Source organism: Candidimonas humi (genome assembly GCF_019166065.1).
GTDB lineage: Bacteria > Pseudomonadota > Gammaproteobacteria > Burkholderiales > Burkholderiaceae_B > Candidimonas > Candidimonas humi.
In genome coordinates this window covers 83,174-100,535 of record NZ_JAHTBN010000005.1, presented here as the reverse complement: position 1 = coordinate 100,535, position 17,362 = coordinate 83,174, and the positions used below count along the sequence as shown (strand labels likewise).

Genomic DNA, 17,362 nt, shown 5'->3' with positions numbered 1-17,362 from the left:
GGCTGGCGTCCGGACCTTTTCCATTACCCGGCTCATGGTTCGAACGTATCCAGCCGGGATGCGCCCTGGGCTCCCACCCTTCAATATCGCGCAGGTAATTCACCAGGAGGTGTCCCCTCCCTGGCAACAGGGTTTAGCCGTGCTGATATTCCAAGAGCACCCGCGACCCCTGACATAGACTTTGGCCCGTCTCGCCCGAAGCCGTCAGGCGCGGGCAAGTTCCTCCAGCCTGATAACAGTGCGGCACCCCGTTGCCTCGGCATAGCGGGAAAGCGTGCGTAGAGAAGGCATCGTGCGGCCACTTTCGAGGCGGGCTATGGTCGATTGTGTTGTATGCATCTTGTCGGCCAGTTGCTCTTGTGTCAGCCCTGCTCGGGCGCGGGCCGCAATGAGCTCGCGGGCAAGTTCGAATTCTGGCGCCAAGGCTTCGTATTCCGCCTTCACCTTGGGATTTGCCAGCATCCGCTTTTTCAGAGTTTCGTAATTACTCATCGTTCTTGTTCCATCATCCGGACATAGGCCGTCTCGATTGCCTTATGCGGCGTCTTCTGCGTTTTCTTCACGAAAACATGCAACACGCTCAGACGCTGTCCGGCAAGGGCCATATAAATGGCTCGCGCCAGGCCATCGCGGCCCTTCACGCGGATTTCCCACAGTTTGCCTTCCAGGTGACGAACATGTGGCATACCGACCCGATGCGGGCCGTACTCGATCAGCATGTCGGCAATACGCAGAAAACGAGCCTGCATATCAACCGGCAACGCCAGCAATTCCGCTTCGGCCTCAGGCAGAGGAATTATTTCCCATGTCATTATTTTATCTCTTTTTTGCTATACATGCTAATCCTGAGGCGGCATCGTCCTCATTAGTGCCCTGGAGATGTCTCGTCTAAAGGGGCGGCACGATCTTTGCCCTTCTCGATATCCATATCCACGCCTCGATCTTCGTAGGCCATATGCTTCGCGTTACATGCAGCGCAGATCCAATGAAGGCTGCCTTTCCGCCAAAAACAATCTGCATTCTGGCAAATTCAACAGACTCGGCCCAGCCATTCCTAAGATAGAATCCAATAGAGAAAATTGGCACAGGCCAAATTGATCCGTCTATTGCAAAACCGAAACATGCCCTACACCAACCATTTCAAGCAGGCCCTGCGCGCCGGACGCGCGCAGATCGGCATCTGGTCCACCATCCCCTCGCCTTTCGTCTCCGAACTGATCGGCGGCGCGGGCTACGACTGGGTGCTGCTGGACACCGAGCACACGCCCACCGATGTGCCGCTGATGATGCAACAGTTGCAGGCCGTGGCCGCCGCGCATCCCGCGGCGGGCGCGCAGCCTATGCACGCGGTCGTGCGGCCGGCATGGAACGACCCGGTGCTCATCAAGCGCTATCTGGACATTGGCGCGCAGACGCTGCTGCTGCCTTTCGTGCAGAACGCACAGGAAGCCCAGGCCGCCGTGCGCGCCATACGTTACGCGCCCGACGGCATACGGGGCATGGGCGGCTCCACTCGCGCGTCCAACTTCGGTCGCACCGCCGACTACGTCGCCAAGGCCGCCGAAGACCTGTGTCTGCTGGTACAGGTGGAAACGCCCCAGGCGCTGGAGCAGATCGAGGCGATTGCCGCCATCGACGGCATCGACGGCATTTTCATCGGCCCCGCAGACCTGTCGGCCAGCATGGGCTATCCCGGCCAGGCGCGGCACCCGGAAGTAAACCGCAGCATAGACGACGCCATACGCCGTATCCGCGCCTGCGGCAAGGCGCCGGGCATCCTGATGGTGGACGAGGCGCGGGCGCGCGAATGCCTGGACTTGGGCGCGCAATTCGTCGCCGTGGCGCTCGACACCATCATCCTGCGCAACGGGGTGGATGCGGCGGCCGCAAGGTTCCGCGGCCAGTCGCCGGCATCCAGGCCCACGGCTTCCAGCAGCTATTGAAAGCGCACACACCTTGTTTACGTCGCTCGACCTGATAGGTACGTTCGTCTTCGCCATCAGCGGAGCCGTGGCGGCGCACCAGAAGAAGCTGGACCTGTTCGGCATCATTACCCTGGCCTACACCACCGCCTGCGGCGGCGGTATCATCCGGGACGTGTGCATAGGGGCGCTGCCGCCGGCCGGCCTTGCCGACTGGCGCTACATGGCCCTGGCTCTGATCGCTGCCGGCCTGGTCATCAGCGCGGAAGACCTGGTGCAAAAACTATCGCATCCGGTGCTGATGTTCGACGCGGCGGGCCTGGGGTTTTTTGCCGTTTTCGGCGCGCACAAGGCCTTGATGCACAGCCACAGCATCGAAGCGGCCGTCATCCTGGGCATGATCTCGGCCGTAGGCGGCGGCGCGCTGCGCGACTTGCTGCTGAACCGCACCCCGGTCATCCTGCAGCGGGAAATCTACGCCTCGGCGGCCTTGCTTGCTGCCGCGCTGCAAACCGGCGGGGATATTCTCGGCTGGCCTGCGCAATGGGTTTCATGGACCGCCATCGCCCTGTGCTTTGCAATACGCTGCCTGTCGCTGGTGTTTCACTGGAACCTGCCCAGGTTCACCAAGGGCGACGATTGAACGGCGCAATAGTGCAACGACATCACTCAAGATGCAGGCAATACACCCGCAGCCTATGGCCGTCGGGGTCTTGCGCGGTGTAGGTATAGCCGAAGTCCATGGTCAGGGGCGGCTGGATTATCGCCAGGCCGTCCCGCTGCCATTGAGCATGCAGGCGGTCGACTTCGGCGTCGCTGTCCACGGCAAAGGCCAGTTCGCTGCCGCCGACGGGCGTGGCGGCGGGCTCTACGGTGTGGCGCGACCATAACCCCAGCTTGAAGCCCGAAGCGAACACGAACAGCGCGAAGGCGGGCGACGCCTCGACGGCTTGCAGGCCCAACAACTGAGCATAGAAACGGGCGCTGCGTTCGGGACTGTCGACATAGATGATGGCATGGTTGAGATCGAGGACGGGGCGATCGAGATCGGGCATGACGATTCCTTGGCAGTGTTTGTGAGCCGCGGACCCATCGGGCCGCTTATGCTCACGGTATCGTCATGCTAGGGGCGGACACTGACAATTTCCGTCAGTATCAAACACCCAAAGGATCGGCGTGTATGCCCTGCTCTTCTCTCCAGCGCTTCAGCAGGGCCTGGCGCCGCACCGGATAGCGCTCGCCCAGCGGTTCCAGCGCCACGAAACGGTCTACGCGGAAATGGCGCAAGGCCTGGCGCCGCTCGCACCATGCGGAGACCATGCGCACCCTCTCGAAAAAGCCCAGCGCAAAGGGCCAGATGACACGCTCGGTATCGTGTTCCTGCCGGTCTCGGTAACGGATGAGCAATTTGCGTTCCTGCCGTATGGCCTGGCGCAGCGCGGGCAGGCAGTCCAGGCCGTCCTGTACGGCGTCGGGCGGGCCGACCAGCAAGGCGCTGTCATGCAGGGATTGGCGCAGGTCGGCCGGCAACACGGCCGCGATCTTGGACAAGGCGTTGCGGGCGTCGTGCGCCAGTTCGGAATCCGTACGCCTGGCCACCCAGCGGGCGCCGAGCATGAGCGCGTCAAGTTCGGGCGCCGAGAACATCAGCGGCGGCAGCAGGAAGCCGGGCTGCAGCACGTAGCCCACGCCCGGCTCGCCCTCGATGTGCGCCCCTTGCGCCTGCAGGCTGGCGATGTCCCGGTACAGCGTGCGCAGGCTGACGCCCAGTTCGCCGGCCAGGGCCTTGCCGCTGACGGGATGGCGGCGACGGCGCAGGCACTGCATCAATTCCAGCAATCTTTCGGCACGGGACATGAGGGCTCCACGAGGCACGGCGACCGACGCTGCGGTGCAGCTAAGGGTTTCACCTAGGTAGCGCCCCGCCTCGCAGAGTTTTAAGAATGGGAGGCAGGATTCGAAGGACAACAACAAACCTGGAGACATCTGCAATGAAAATCGAGCTCAAAGTCAATGGACAAGCAGTCAGCACCGAGGTCGAGCCCAATGTACTGCTGGTGCAGCTCATCCGCAACGAACTGCGGCTGACGGGCACCCATGTAGGCTGCGATACCGCCCAGTGCGGCGCCTGTACCGTGATCGCCAACGGGCGAGCCATCAAGTCCTGCAACGTCCTGGCGGCGCAGATGCAGGGCGCCGAAATCACCACCATCGAGGGCCTGGCCAATAGCGACGGCACCCTGCATCCGGTGCAGGCCGCCTTCAAGGAATGCCACGGCCTGCAGTGCGGCTACTGTACGCCGGGCATGGTGATGAGCGCCGTCGACTTGCTCGCCCATCATCCGCAAGCCAGCGCCAGCGAAATCCGCGAGCAGTTGGATGGCAACCTCTGCCGCTGCACGGGCTACCACAACATCGTCAGGGCGGTGCAGACCGCCCAGAAAGCCATGGCAGCCTGATGGCAAAGGAGACTCAATCATGGGTGCAAATCAATTTGCCAACATGCCGCATATAGGCGAATCGCTGCGGCGTGTCGAAGACCTGCGCTTTCTGACAGGCGCTGGCAGGTACGTGGACGATATCCACCAGGAAGGCCAGAAATACGCCTGTTTCGTGCGCTCGCCGTACGCCCACGCTCGCATCAAGAGCATCGATACGGCCGAAGCCGGGCGCATGCCGGGGGTGCTGGGCGTTTTCACCGGCCAGGATATCGACGGCAAGGTCGGCGGCCTGCCTAGCGGGTGGCTGATCAGCAATCCCGACGGCAGCCCCATGAAAGAGCCGCCCCACCCGTTCCTGTCGATCGGCAAGGTGCGCTATGTGGGCGAGCCGGTCGCGATGGTGGTGGCCGATACGCAGGAACAGGCCCGCAACGCCGCCGAGGCCGTGGCCGCCGACTACGAAGAGCTCGAACCCGTCGTCGACATGGGCAAGGCCGCCCAGGGGCCGGCGCTGCACGACGAGGCCCCCGACAACCGCTGCTACAAGTGGGTGCTGGGCGACAAGGCTGCCGTGGACGCCACTTTCGCAAGCGCGGCGCACGTCACCCGCCTCGACCTGATCAACAACCGCCTGATTCCCAACGCCATGGAACCGCGCGCGGACAATGCGCGCTATGACCGCGCCACGGGCGAATCGCTGCTGTATACCACCAGCCAGAACCCGCACCTGGTGCGCCTGCTGCTGTCGGCCTTCGTGCTGCACCAGCCCGAGCACAAGATACGCGTCATCGCCCCCGACGTGGGCGGCGGCTTCGGCTCCAAGATCAACCTGTACCCCGAGGACGTCGCCATAGCCTGGGCTGCGCGCGAACTGGACTGCGCGGTTAAATGGACCGCCGAACGCAGCGAAAGCTTCATCGCCGATACCCATGGGCGCGACCACGTCACGCACGCCGAGATGGCGCTGGACAAGGACGGCAAGTTCCTCGCATTGAGGGTCCACACCGATGCGAACCTGGGCGCGTACCTGGCGACTTTCGGGCCGGTCGTGCCCACCATCCTGTACGGCACGCTGCTGGCCGGCCAATACACCACGCCGCAGGTCTATGTCGAGGTCGACGGCTGGTTCACCAACACGGTGCCGGTGGATGCCTACCGCGGCGCCGGGCGGCCCGAAGCCGCCTACCTGGTCGAGCGCCTGGTCACCCGCTGCGCCTGGGAACTCGGCATCGGCCAGGACGAAATCCGCCGGCGCAACTTCATCACCGAGTTTCCCTACCAGACGCCGGTCGCGCTGCAATACGACACGGGCGACTTCCCGAAATGCCTCGAAGAGGCCAACAAGCTCGCAGACGTGGCCGGCTTCGTGGAACGCCGCCGGGCCAGCGAGGCCAAGGGCCTGAAGCGCGGCATAGGCTATTCCAGCTATATCGAGGCCTGCGGCCTGGCGCCCTCGCACATCGTCGGGCAATTGGGCGGGCGCGCCGGCCTGTATGAATGCGGCGAGGTGCGCATCAATCCCACCGGCTCGGTGACCGTGTTCACCGGCACCCACAGCCACGGGCAGGGCCACGAGACCGCGTTCGCGCAACTGGTCTCCGCGCGCCTGGGCATCGCGGTCGACGCGGTCGAAATCGTGCATGGCGACACCGGCCGCATCCCCTTCGGCATGGGCACCTACGGCTCGCGTTCGCTGGCCGTGGGCGGCGCGGCGGTCATGCGGGCACTGGACAAGATCGAGGAAAAGGCCAAGAAGATCGCGGCCCACCTGATGGAAGCCAGCGATGCCGACATAGATTTCGCCAACGGCGAATTCAGCGTCAAGGGCACCGACAAAAAAGTCCCCTTTGCGGAAGTGGCGCTGGCCGCCTACGTGCCGCACAACTATCCGCTGGACAAGCTCGAACCCGGGCTGGACGAGACCGCCTTCTACGACCCCAGCAACTTCACCTACCCCGCCGGAACCCATATCTGCGAGGTAGAGGTCGATCCCGCGACGGGCGTGGTGCATGTGGACCGGTTCACGGCAGTGGACGACTTCGGCGTCATCGTTAATCCCATGATCGTCGAAGGCCAGGTGCAAGGCGGGGTCATGCAGGGCATCGGCCAGGCGCTGCTGGAACAGTGCGCCTACGACCCCGATAGCGGCCAGTTGCTGACCGGCAGCTATATGGACTACGCCATGCCGCGCGCCAAGGATTTCCCCGAATTCCGGCTTGGCACCGTGTGCACGCCGTGCACGCACAATCCGCTGGGCAGCAAGGGCTGCGGCGAGGCCGGCACCATAGGCTCGCCGCCGGCGGTGATCAATGCCCTGCTCGACGCGCTCGAGCCGCTGGGGGTGCGCGATATCGACATGCCCGCCACGCCGCACCGTGTCTGGCAGGCGATCCAGGCCGCCAAGTGATCCACTCAGGAGACACACATGTATGCATTTACTTATGAACGCCCGGCCACGCAGGCCGATGCGCTCAGGCTGCTCAAAGACGGTGGACAGGCCCTGGCGGGCGGGCAGACCCTGTTGGGCTCGATGAAACTGCGCCTGGCCGCGCCCGGGCAACTGGTAGACCTGGGCGGACTCAAAGAGCTGTCCGGCATCCGCCGCGAAGGCGGCGCCATCGTGATCGGCGCCATGACCCGGCACGCCGATGTCGCCGAAAACGCCGAGGTGCTGGCTGCCATCCCCGCCCTGGCGCGCCTGGCCGCGGGCATAGGCGACAAGCAGGTGCGCGCCATGGGTACGCTGGGCGGCTCGGTGGCCAATAACGATCCGGCGGCGGACTATCCGGCCGCCTTGCTGGCGCTGGGCGCCACTATCCACACCACCGGGCGCCAGATCAAGGCCGACGATTTCTTCCAGGGCCTGTTCAGCACCGCTCTCGAGCCGGGGGAACTCGTCACGGCGATAAGCTTCCCGGTGCCCAAGCGCGCCGCCTACGTCAAGTTCCCGCAACCCGCTTCGCTGTTCGCGCTAATCGGCGTGTTCGTTGCGCAATTCGACGACGGCGTGCGAGTGGCGGTGACGGGCGCGGGCAATGGCGTATTCCGCCACCAGGCCATGGAAGCCGCCCTGGCGAGCAACTTCAGCCCCGATGCGCTAGCCGCGGTGCCGACCGATGCATCCCAGGCATCCAGCGACCTGCACGGCAGCAGCGCCTACCGTGCCCACCTGGTCGGGGTGATGGCGCAGCGCGCCGTGGCCCAGGCGCTGGCCTAGGGGCCGTCAACGCTAGGAATGTTCCATGAGCACACCGCTGGTATCCGCCGCAGCGCCAGACCCTGGCTCCATCGATGCGCTGATTACCGCGCTCGAGGCCAGGGCTTATTTTGCCGACCGGCGTCTGGCCACGGCGGTATTCCTGGCGCTCAAGCTGCAGCGCCCGCTGCTGCTGGAGGGCGAACCCGGCGTGGGCAAGACCGAACTGGCCAAGGCCCTGGCCGCGGTATTGGGGCGCGAACTGCTGCGCCTGCAATGCTTCGACGGGCTGGAACAGCGCGAAGCCCTGTACGAATGGAACTACGCGGCGCAGTTGCTGCACTTGCGGGCGGCCGAGGGCCTGGCGCCGGCCAGCGAACTCGAACGCGAGGTCTACCAGCCGCGCTACCTGGTGCGCCGTCCGCTGCTGCAGGCCTTGCAGGCTCCGGCGCCCGGGGCCCTGCTGCTGATCGACGAAATCGATCGCGCCGACGAGCCCTTCGAAGCCTTCCTGCTCGAATACCTGGGCGAATACCAAGTCAGCATCCCGGAACTCGGGACGGTGCGCGCGACCATCCCGCCGGTGACACTGCTGACCAGCAACCGCACGCGCGAACTCAATGACGCCGTCAAGCGCCGCTGCCTGTACCACTGGCTGGACTATCCCGACCGCGAACGCGAGCTGGCCATCGTACAGGCGCTGGTGCCGCAGGCTCCGCGCGCCCTGGCCCGGCAGGTCGCCGCCTTCGTGCAACAACTGCGCAATGCCGCCGGCGAGGGCCATTTCCAGCGCGCTCCCGGCATCGCCGAGACCGTGGAATGGGCCCGGGCGCTGGTGGCCCTGGACACCATCGCGCTAGACCCCGAAGTCGTGGTGGACACTGCCGGCATACTGTTCAAACAGCGCGACGACGTCGCCGCGCTGGACCGGGCGCTGGCGTCCGAGGCCCTGCGATCTGCGCAGCAGGCCGCCGCCTGAAGGCGGGGCCGATGGCAACAAAGGACACCCGGCCTATGATGCCAGCCGACCAGCGCGACACCGCGGCGCGCCCGCAGCAGGTGTCCTTGCTGGGCGATGCGCGCAGCGGCAAGCTCAGCGGCAATCTCAGTGCCTTCGGCCGCGCCTTGCGCCGCGCCGGGGTGCCGGTAGACGCGGCGCGGATCGCCCTGGCCCAGCAGGCCTTGCAGTGCGTAGGTGTGGCGCGCAAGCAGGACGTAGGCGCGGCGCTGGAAACGGTACTGGTCAGCCGCGAGCAGGATCGTGCCGTGTTCCGCGAAATGTTCGCCGCCTTTTTCCGGGATCCGGAGCTGGCCCACCAGTTGCTGGCGCGGATGATGCCGCGCTCCGAGCGCGAGGCCGGGCCGCCGCGCGCGCGCCCGCGCGTGCAGGCGGCGCTGGCCCCGCCGGCCGGCGCGCCTGGCACGGCCAAGCCCGACCTCGAGCTCGACGCCGCCATGACCGCAAGCGACGTCATCCGCCTGAAATCGGCCGATTTCAATCAAATGTCGGCCAGCGAATATTTCCTGGTGCAGCGCCTGGTGCGCGACGTTGCCCTGCCCTTGCCCACGGTGGCCAGCCGCCGCACCCGGGCCGGCACGCGGGGCTCGCGCATACATTGGGGCCGCACCCTGCGGGCTGCCGCCCACAACGGCGGCGACGTGATGGCCCTGCACCGGCTGCGGCGCCGCAGGCAGCCCTTGCCGCTGCTGGCGCTGGTGGACGTATCGGGTTCGATGGAACGCTACGCCCGCACCCTGCTGGCCTTCCTGCACGCGGCGACCCGCCACGTGCAAGTGGGGGGGCGCATCCTGCCCGTGTGCCGCAATGTGTTCGCCTTCGGCACCGAGCTTACCGACCTGGGCCCGGCCTTTCGCCTGGCCGATACGGACGCCATGCTGCAGGCCGCCGGCGGGCTGATACATGATTATGCGGGCGGCACCCGGCTCGGCGACTGCCTGGCCAGCCTGTGGCGCGGGCACGCCCGCTGCCTGGTGGGACGCCGCACCGTGGTGCTGATCGTTACCGACGGACTGGACACCGGCGACCCGGACGACCTCGCCCGCGAACTGGGCAGGCTCAAGCTCCGCACGCGCCGCATACTGTGGCTCAACCCGCTGCTGCGCTTCGACGGCTATACGCCCAGCGCCCGCGGCGCCGCGGTGCTGCACCGTATGGCCGACGCCATGCTGGCAGTGCACAATGTCAGCCGGCTGCAGGACCTGGCCGGCGCCATCGCCACGCTTGTAAAACAATGATCCCCCAAGGAGGCAACCATGGACATGCAAGGCTCGCGCAAACTGGCCGTCGGCCGGCAACAAGCCTGGGAGGCACTCAACGACCCCGAGGTCCTGAAGGTTTGCGTGCCGGGCTGCGAGAGCATCGAGGCCACCGGCGAACATGAATACGCCCTGGTCAGCACGGTCAAGGTAGGCCCGGTAGCAGCCAAGTTCAAGAGCACGATACAACTGGCCGATATCCAGGCCCCCGAGAGCTATACACTGAACTTCAACGGCAATGGCGGGGCAGCCGGCTTCGGCAAGGGCAGCGCCAAGGTCGCCCTGACGCCCCAGGGCGAGGGCTGCGAATTGGCGTACACGGTCAATGCCACCGTGGGCGGCAAGATCGCTCAGGTCGGGCAGCGGCTGATCGACGGCGTGGCCAAGGCCATGGCCGAAAGTTTCTTCAAGCGTTTCGACGAAGAGATGCAGCGCCGCTATCCGGCGGCGGCCAAGGCGCCTGCCGCCGGCGCCGCCGACTCGGCAGTATCGACGGGATCCAGCGGCGCGCGCGGGTCCGGCCCGGCCGGCCGCCGCGTTTCGAATTGGATCTGGGTCGTGGTGGCGGTACTGGTGATACTGGGCATCGCCTGGGCAACCCAATGATAAAAGACTGGCAAATACAAGAATGAAGCACGTTGCCATACGAGCCCATGCGCATCGCGCGGCCCGGCCGCGCCGGCCCTGACGGCCACCGCCGGGCCGCGTGTTCTCGTGGCGGACGTGCCGCTTTGACTGCAAGCCCTATAAGAACTATTTTTTATGGAAGGGATTTTCAGGGAAACCTGCCATGGAAAATCTGGACTTCATCATTTTGCGCACCCTGCGCGACTGGCGCAGCAACGGCAGCCACGCCGTGCTGGCGACCGTAGTGCACACCTGGGGGTCTTCGCCGCGGCCCATAGGCTCGATCATGGCGCTGCGCGAAGACGGCATCGTCGTGGGCTCGGTGTCGGGCGGCTGCATCGAGGACGACCTGATCGCCCGCTATACCCAGCCGGACGCACCCGACGCCCTGCCCCGCAACGGGCCGCCGCGCTTTCTCAAATATGGCGTCACCGCCGACGAGGCCCACCGCTTCGGCCTGCCTTGCGGCGGCACGCTCGAGATAATCCTCGAATTCGACCCCGACGTCGGTTCGCTGGAAGAACTGGTGCAGATGCTGGATACGGGGCGGCTGATGCACAGGTGCGTGCGCCTCGCCGACGGCCATGTGCACCTGGAGCCCACCGACGTCCCGGCCGATCTCGGCCTGGACGAGCACGAACTGGTGAATACTTTCGGCCCGGGCTACCGGATGCTGATCATCGGCGCGGGCCAGATGAGCGAATACCTGGCCACCATGGCGCAGTTCTGCGGCTTCGCGGTCACGGTATGCGATCCGCGCAAGGAATACAGCAGCGTCTGGAACGTTCCCGGAGTGCGGGTGGTGGACACCATGCCGGACGACACGGTGGCGGAATTCCAGCCCGACGCGCGCAGTTGCGTCATCGCGCTCACGCACGACCCCAAGCTGGACGACCTGGCCTTGCTGCAGGCGCTGGAAACCCCCGCCTTCTATATAGGGGCCATAGGCAGCCGGCGCAACAATCAGGCGCGGCGCGAGCGCATGATCGAATACCTGGACCAGACCGAGCAGTCGCTGGCCCACCTGCGCGGCCCCATCGGCATTTATATCGGCAGCAAGACCCCGCCGGAAATCGCCGTCAGCGTCATGGCGGAAGTGCTGGCGGTGAAGAACGGCGTGGCCCTGCCGCGCGATACGGACGTCGCATACGTCAAGGACCAGCAAGGCATGATGGGGGCCGGCACGGTGTGCTTTACGGGGTGATGCCGGCGGCAGCCGGCCACTGTCGCCATCGCCCGCGGGCCGGTCCGGAATGCGCGCGGCCCGCCGCACGGCGGGCCGCCTGTATGAAATAAAGGCCGTCGGCATCCCGGCGGGGATACGCAACGGCCGCTGCGGCATTGCACCTAGCCCGCGGTGATGTGCGCCGTGTCGATGATCTTCTTGTAGCGCGCCATCTCGGACGCGATATAAGCGGTGAAATCCGCCGAGTTCTTGTAGGCGACTTCAAAGCCCAGGGCGTCCAGACGCTGCTTCATTTCGGGCGAACCCATGATCTTGGCGGATGCGGCCTCGATCTTGCCCAGGACGGCCGGCGGCAGCTTGGCGGGCGCCCACAGGCCGTACCAGGAATAGAACTCGAAGTCCTTCATGCCAGCCTCGCGCATGGTGGGGACGTCCGGCAGCAGCGGGCTGCGGGCGCTGCCCGTTACCGCCAGGGCCCGCAGCTTGCCCGACTTCACGAGCGGCAGAGAGGACAGCATGGGGTCCATGATGGCCGAGACCTGCCCGCCCACCAGGTCCGACAGCGCGGGCGCGGCGCCCTTGTAGAGCACGATGGGCACTTTCGAAATATGCGCTTCGTACAGGAACTGCGCCGCACCCAGGTGGCCGGCCGAGCCGAAGCCGCTGGTAGCGAACGTATATTTATCCGGATCGGCCTTCACATCGGTAATGAATTGCTGGACACTGTCGGCCGGCACTTTGGGGTTCACGCTGAAGATCAGCGCGCCTTGCGCCAGCATGCTGACGGCGGTGAAGTCCTTGACCGCGTCGAAGGTGATGGTCTTCTTGTACAGCAGCGGATTGATGGAGTGAATCGAGGCGTTGATGTAGAGCGTGTAGCCATCTGGCTTGGCCCGCGCCACATAGGCCGCGCCTATCATGCCCGAGGCGCCGGGACGGTTTTCGACCACCACGGATTCGTGCAGCTCATTCTTGAGCTTGTCGGCGAACAGGCGCGCCACGCCATCCACCGAGCCGCCGGGCGGATGCGGGACAACAATGGTGATGGTTCGGGACGGATAAGCGCTTTCCGCCCCCGCAGGACTGGCGGCCACCACGCCGGCGACGCCCAAGGCCATCGCAACGGCGCGCAGAAGGCCGCCATATATGCTTTGCTTCATCAACTTCTCCCTATGCGGATAACAGGACTGTCTTCGTCTTGTCGCTATACTTCTGTATTTATATGCGCCGCTGCGCGGAACACAAACCCGCGGCGGCCTGCATGGCAATCAAAAAGTTCCGGGGTAGCCGCCGCCGTCTATCAGCAGGCTCTGGCCCGTTATATAGCCCGTGTGCATCGAGCAGACGAACGCGCACAGCGCACCCAGCTCTTCCGGCCGTCCGTAACGCCCCGCCGGATTGCCGCTGCTGCGTTCCTTCCACAACTGGTCGAAGGATTTGCCCGTCATTTCCAGCATGCCCTCTATGTGCCGGCGCTGCGCGTCGGTGTCGAAGGGGCCGGGCAATAGATTGTTGATGGTGACGTTGTGCCGCACGGTCTGGCGCGCCAGGCCCGCGACAAAGCCCACCAGCCCGGAGCGCGCGCCGTTGGACAGCCCCATTTCGAGCTGCGGCGTCTTGACGCTGCGCGACACGATGTTGACGATGCGCCCGAACTTGCGTTCGATCATGCCATCGACCGTGCGGCGGATCATTTCTATGGGGCCTACCATCATCGCGTCCAGCGCCTGGTGCCAGTCTTCCGGGACCCATTGCCGGAAATCGCCGGGGATCGGGCCGTCGGCGTTGTTCACCAGTATGTCGGGAGCCGGACAAGCCGCCAGCGCGGCATCGCGCCCCGCGGCGGTGGTGATGTCGGCCACCACGAAGTGCACGGGGTTGCCGGCCTCGGCAGACATTTCCTCGGCCGCCCGCTGCAAGGTCTCGCGGGTGCGTGCGGCAATCGTCACGTCCACCCCTTCCTGCGCGAATCGCAGTGCGCAGGCGCGCCCCATGCCGCGGCTGCCGCCGAACACCAGGGCCTGCCGGCCTTGAATGCCAAGATCCATGGAGCGCTCCTGCGGTCAGGCCGCTTTCAGTTCACGCGAAGTCCAGCCATACTTCTTGTCCAGCCCGAGTTCGCGCACCGCACGCAGGCCTTGCTGCAGCGCCGCATCCGGCAGCCCCTTGAGCGGCTTGCGCAGTTCGCCCGCAGGCAGGCCCACGGCCTTGAGCAGCGACTTGATGGCCACGGGATTGATGGCCGAATACGAGAAATGCAGCATCGGCAGCATGTGCAAGTAGGTCTCGCGGAAGCTCACGGACACTTCGGGCGAGCTCCAGGGCCGGGAAATCGTGGCCATTTCGGCCGGGGCGATGTTGCCGGTCATGTTGGCGGTGCCGTGGCCGCCCAGGCTCATGGTGGGCACCACCAGGCCCAGATTGGGCGAATCGCAGCACATCACGGCCACGTCGGGACGGGCGTGCAGCACCTGCGCCACCTGGCCCACCCTGGTGGTGGATTCCTTGTGCACGACGTAATTGGGATGCTTGAAGATGCGCAGCAGGTTGTCCCAATGCAGATCGGTCTTGACCCGCGGCGGGTTGTTGTAGATGCCCAGGGGCAGGTCGGTCGCATCGGCCACTTCCAGGAAGTAGTCTTCGATGTCGGATTCCGAGCCGCAGATATACGCGGGAGCGGCAAGAATGGCCCCGTCCGCGCCGTTGGCGCGCGCAAAGCGCAGGTAATCGACGGTGGTGTCGGTATTATTGCCGGTGCAGCCGTAGAAGAACTTCATCTTGCCGGTTTTCATCTTGGCCGTCTCGACGATGATCTGCTGGCGTTCCTGCTGCGACAGCATGGACACTTCGCCGGTCGAGCCCATGATGAGCACGGCAGCCGTGCCGTGGTCTTCCTGGAACTTCAGCAAGGTGCGAAAGCCCTCGAAATCCACCGTCCCGTCGCGGTTGAAAGGGGTAATGAGAGCCACGAAGGACCCTTCGATCTTCATCTTAGCCATTGCGATTCCACCAATTGATATTGAATTTGGATGACTACGGGGCCCGCCTCCCGGGCGGCGTCGCATGCGCAGCACGACACCCCGCAACATGGCGACCTGCCGCACCGCCCGCCATATCCGGACCGGATGTTCCGCCTTTGCGGCCGCAGATCACAATGCCAGTATATGCCGCAGCGGTATGAAATTTTTTTTGTTATCCGCCCGTTTTTCCCGATAAATAGGAAAAATTATTCATTAGCTAATGCCTAAAATGGCGAATATCGACGCGGGTCCCGGCTCAGGCCCGGCCCCGCGAAAAACATTCCCGATGCGGCCGACCGTACGTAGCGGGTGCCACATGGAAACGGCGACATGCCTGCAAGTACCGAACGCTATCCCAGCCTGTCCCATTGGGGCGCTTTCACTGCGGTGGTCGAAAACAATCGCCTGGTAGCCTGCGAACCGTTCCGCTACGACCCGGCGCCCTCTTCCATCCTGGAGTCCATGCCCGGCATGGTGCATTCCGACCTGCGCATCGCCCGGCCCGCGGTCCGCAAGAGCTGGCTGCGCGATCGCCAGCGGGCCGACGGCGCCGACCGCGGCGCCGAGCCCTTCGTGGAGGTCGACTGGGACACCGCGCTGAAGCTGGTCGCGGACGAACTGGCCCGAGTGCGGGCCGCACATGGCGACACATCGATTTTCGGCGGCTCCTACGGCTGGTCGTCGGCCGGCCGGCTGCACCATGCGCGCACCCTCACCCACCGCTACCTCTATGCGGGCGGCGGCTGCGTGGACCAGGCCGGCAACTACAGCTGGGGCGCGGCGCAATTTCTGCTGCCCTACATCATCGGCACTTATGCTCCCGTCACTGGCCGCGTAACCGACTGGAACAGCGTCGCGGCCCACACCAAGCTGCTGATTGCCTTCGGCGGCCTGCCGCTGCGCAATACGCAGATCACTTCGGGAGGCGCGGGCGAACATTCCGCGCCACGCTGGATCGAGCGGGCGCGCCAGGCCGGCCTGGAATTCGTGGTGGTCAGCCCGACTCGCGCCGATGTGCCGGACGGCGTGCCGGCGCGCTGGATCCCGATCAGGCCCAACACCGACACCGCGATGATGCTCGCACTGGTGCACACCTTGCTGGTGGAAAACCGCCACGACGCCGACTTCGTCCATACACATTGCACGGGCTTCGACAGGTTTGCCGACTACGTACTCGGCAAATCCGACGGCACGGCCAAGAGCGCGGCCTGGGCGCAACAAGTGTGCGGCGTGCCCGCCGAAGACATCCGGGCGCTCGCCCGCCAGGCCGCCGCAAGCCGCAGCCTGCTGACTTGCGCATGGTCGCTGCAGCGCGCCCATCGCGGCGAGCAGCCCTACTGGGCCAGCATCGCACTGGCCGCGGCCCTGGGCCAGATCGGCCTGCCCGGAGGCGGCTTCGCCTTCGGCCACGGATCCATGAATGGCGTGGGTAATCCGCGCCCGGGCGTGGCGTCGCCGGAAATGTCCGCGGGCAAGAACCCGGCGGCCCGCTCGATTCCCGTGGCGCGCACCGCGGACATGCTGCTGCACCCCGGCGCCCGCTACGAATTCAACGGCAGCACGGGCGCCTACCCCGACATCAAGCTGATCTACTGGGCCGGCGGCAACCCGTTCCACCACCATCAAGACCTGAATCGCATGGCGCGCGCCTGGAGCGTACCCGAAACCATAGTCGTACACGATAGCTGGTGGACGCCCACCGCGCGCCGGGCGGACATCGTGCTGCCCGCCACCACGACGCTGGAGCGCAACGATATAGGCGGATCTTCGCGCGACCGCTATGTGCTTGCCATGCACAAGGCCCTGGCCCCCTATGCCCAGAGCCGCAACGACTTCGACATCTACCGGGAATTATCGGCGCTGGCCGGCCACGAGGCCGAGTTCACGGAAGGGCGCGACGAAGGCCAATGGCTCAGGCACATCTATGAACGGCTGGCGAAAAACTGGCGCGGCGCCGGCATGCAGGCTCCCGAATTCGAAGAATTCTGGCGCGCCGGCTACCTGGAACTGCCCGAGCCCGACCGGGAATACGTGCTGTTCGACACTTTCCGGCAAGACCCCGAGGCGCATCCGCTGCAAACCCCGTCCGGCAAGATCGAGATCTATTCCGAGCGCATCGCCGCCTTCGGCTACGACGACTGCCCCGCGCATCCCATGTGGCTGGAGCCCGCTGAATGGCTGGGCGCCAAGGCCGCCGAACGCTTCCCGCTGCACCTGATGACTCCGCAGCCGGCCGACAAGCTGCATTCCCAATTGGACGCGGGAAAAACCTCGGCGGAACTCAAGCTCAAGGGGCGGCAGCGCGTCTACATCTCGCCGTCCGACGCCGCGCGGCGGGGAATCGCCGACGGCGATCTCGTCAAGATATACAACGACCGTGGCGCATGCCTGGCGGCCGCCACCATAGATCCCAAGACCATGGAGGGCGTCGCGGCGCTGCCTACCGGCGCCTGGTTCGATCCCGACAGTTCGACCCTGGAACGCCATGGCAACCCCAACGTGCTGACCCTGGACGTCGGGACTTCGCGCCTGACGCAAGGCCCCAGCCCCCAATCCGCCCTGGTGGAAATCTGCAAATGGGACGGCCCGGCGCCCGCCGTGCACGCCTTCGACGTCCCCGCGATCGAACCGGGCGGGGCGCATCAGCCCGCAACGCACGGCTGAGCTGGCGCCGGCGGCCAGGCGGCCGGCCC

General features: G+C 65.5%; 17 protein-coding genes. 10 read left to right on the top strand and 7 right to left on the bottom strand.

From position 1 onward, the window contains the following. Positions 1-204: 204 nt before the first annotated feature. Together KVP10_RS13285 and KVP10_RS13280 are read right to left on the bottom strand one after the other, a co-directional pair. Complete coding sequence (locus KVP10_RS13285; RefSeq protein WP_217965092.1) at positions 205-492, bottom strand: helix-turn-helix domain-containing protein; 288 nt, start codon at positions 490-492, stop codon at positions 205-207. Then, positions 489-812 (bottom strand): type II toxin-antitoxin system RelE/ParE family toxin, encoded by a 324-nt coding sequence (locus tag KVP10_RS13280; RefSeq protein WP_217965091.1) that lies wholly within the window; start codon positions 810-812, stop codon positions 489-491. The genes KVP10_RS13285 and KVP10_RS13280 overlap by 4 nt, the downstream gene beginning before the upstream one ends. A 309-nt stretch (positions 813-1,121) precedes the next feature. Between KVP10_RS13280 and KVP10_RS13275 the strand changes: the two genes are divergently transcribed. Together KVP10_RS13275 and KVP10_RS13270 are read left to right on the top strand one after the other, a co-directional pair. Beyond that, positions 1,122-1,943 carry an HpcH/HpaI aldolase family protein gene (locus tag KVP10_RS13275; protein WP_217965090.1) on the top strand — a complete coding sequence of 274 codons (822 nt, stop codon included), beginning with the start codon at positions 1,122-1,124 and terminating at the stop codon, positions 1,941-1,943. A 13-nt stretch (positions 1,944-1,956) separates the two neighbouring features. After that, positions 1,957-2,565, top strand: a complete 609-nt coding sequence (locus tag KVP10_RS13270) for a trimeric intracellular cation channel family protein (protein ID WP_246600652.1) — start codon at positions 1,957-1,959, stop codon at positions 2,563-2,565. Between the two features lie 22 nt (positions 2,566-2,587). Here KVP10_RS13270 and KVP10_RS13265 read toward each other — a convergent pair whose 3' ends face one another. Together KVP10_RS13265 and KVP10_RS13260 are read right to left on the bottom strand one after the other, a co-directional pair. Further along, on the bottom strand, positions 2,588-2,977 hold the full coding sequence (locus KVP10_RS13265; RefSeq protein WP_217965088.1) for a VOC family protein: 390 nt from the start codon (positions 2,975-2,977) through the stop codon (positions 2,588-2,590). Between the two features lie 100 nt (positions 2,978-3,077). Further along, on the bottom strand, positions 3,078-3,779 hold the full coding sequence (locus KVP10_RS13260; RefSeq protein WP_217965087.1) for a helix-turn-helix transcriptional regulator: 702 nt from the start codon (positions 3,777-3,779) through the stop codon (positions 3,078-3,080). A gap of 134 nt (positions 3,780-3,913) precedes the next feature. On the opposite strand from KVP10_RS13260, the gene KVP10_RS13255 reads away from it, so the two are divergent. From KVP10_RS13255 to KVP10_RS13225, 7 genes are all read left to right on the top strand, one after another. Next, positions 3,914-4,381, top strand: a complete 468-nt coding sequence (locus KVP10_RS13255; protein WP_217965086.1) for a (2Fe-2S)-binding protein — start codon at positions 3,914-3,916, stop codon at positions 4,379-4,381. 19 nt (positions 4,382-4,400) lie between these two features. Continuing rightward, entirely contained in the window at positions 4,401-6,770 is a 2,370-nt protein-coding gene (locus tag KVP10_RS13250) for a xanthine dehydrogenase family protein molybdopterin-binding subunit (protein ID WP_217965085.1), read from the top strand. 18 nt (positions 6,771-6,788) lie between these two features. After that, positions 6,789-7,580 (top strand): FAD binding domain-containing protein, encoded by a 792-nt coding sequence (locus KVP10_RS13245; protein ID WP_217965084.1) that lies wholly within the window; start codon positions 6,789-6,791, stop codon positions 7,578-7,580. Positions 7,581-7,605: 25 nt separating this feature from the next. Then, positions 7,606-8,538, top strand: a complete 933-nt coding sequence (locus tag KVP10_RS13240) for an AAA family ATPase (protein ID WP_217965083.1) — start codon at positions 7,606-7,608, stop codon at positions 8,536-8,538. A 35-nt stretch (positions 8,539-8,573) separates the two neighbouring features. Next, complete coding sequence (locus tag KVP10_RS13235; protein WP_246600651.1) at positions 8,574-9,815, top strand: vWA domain-containing protein; 1,242 nt, start codon at positions 8,574-8,576, stop codon at positions 9,813-9,815. Between the two features lie 18 nt (positions 9,816-9,833). Continuing rightward, positions 9,834-10,442 (top strand): SRPBCC family protein, encoded by a 609-nt coding sequence (locus KVP10_RS13230; RefSeq protein ID WP_217965082.1) that lies wholly within the window; start codon positions 9,834-9,836, stop codon positions 10,440-10,442. Between the two features lie 184 nt (positions 10,443-10,626). After that, on the top strand, positions 10,627-11,667 hold the full coding sequence (locus KVP10_RS13225; protein WP_217965081.1) for an XdhC family protein: 1,041 nt from the start codon (positions 10,627-10,629) through the stop codon (positions 11,665-11,667). A 143-nt stretch (positions 11,668-11,810) separates the two neighbouring features. Here the strand turns inward: KVP10_RS13225 and KVP10_RS13220 are convergent, their stop codons facing one another. The 3 genes from KVP10_RS13220 to KVP10_RS13210 form a co-directional block, all read right to left on the bottom strand. Beyond that, the gene (locus KVP10_RS13220) at positions 11,811-12,809 is read right to left on the bottom strand and encodes a Bug family tripartite tricarboxylate transporter substrate binding protein (RefSeq protein WP_217965080.1); all 999 of its coding nucleotides are present in this window, start codon (positions 12,807-12,809) and stop codon (positions 11,811-11,813) included. A gap of 108 nt (positions 12,810-12,917) precedes the next feature. Beyond that, positions 12,918-13,697, bottom strand: coding sequence for an SDR family oxidoreductase (locus KVP10_RS13215; RefSeq protein ID WP_217965079.1), 780 nt, complete (start codon positions 13,695-13,697; stop codon positions 12,918-12,920). 15 nt (positions 13,698-13,712) lie between these two features. Continuing rightward, positions 13,713-14,648 (bottom strand): 4-hydroxy-tetrahydrodipicolinate synthase family protein, encoded by a 936-nt coding sequence (locus tag KVP10_RS13210; protein ID WP_217965078.1) that lies wholly within the window; start codon positions 14,646-14,648, stop codon positions 13,713-13,715. A gap of 351 nt (positions 14,649-14,999) precedes the next feature. Here KVP10_RS13210 and KVP10_RS13205 point away from each other — a divergent pair, with 351 nt between their 5' ends. Next, entirely contained in the window at positions 15,000-17,333 is a 2,334-nt protein-coding gene (locus KVP10_RS13205) for a molybdopterin-dependent oxidoreductase (RefSeq protein ID WP_217965077.1), read from the top strand. Positions 17,334-17,362 lie beyond the last annotated feature (29 nt).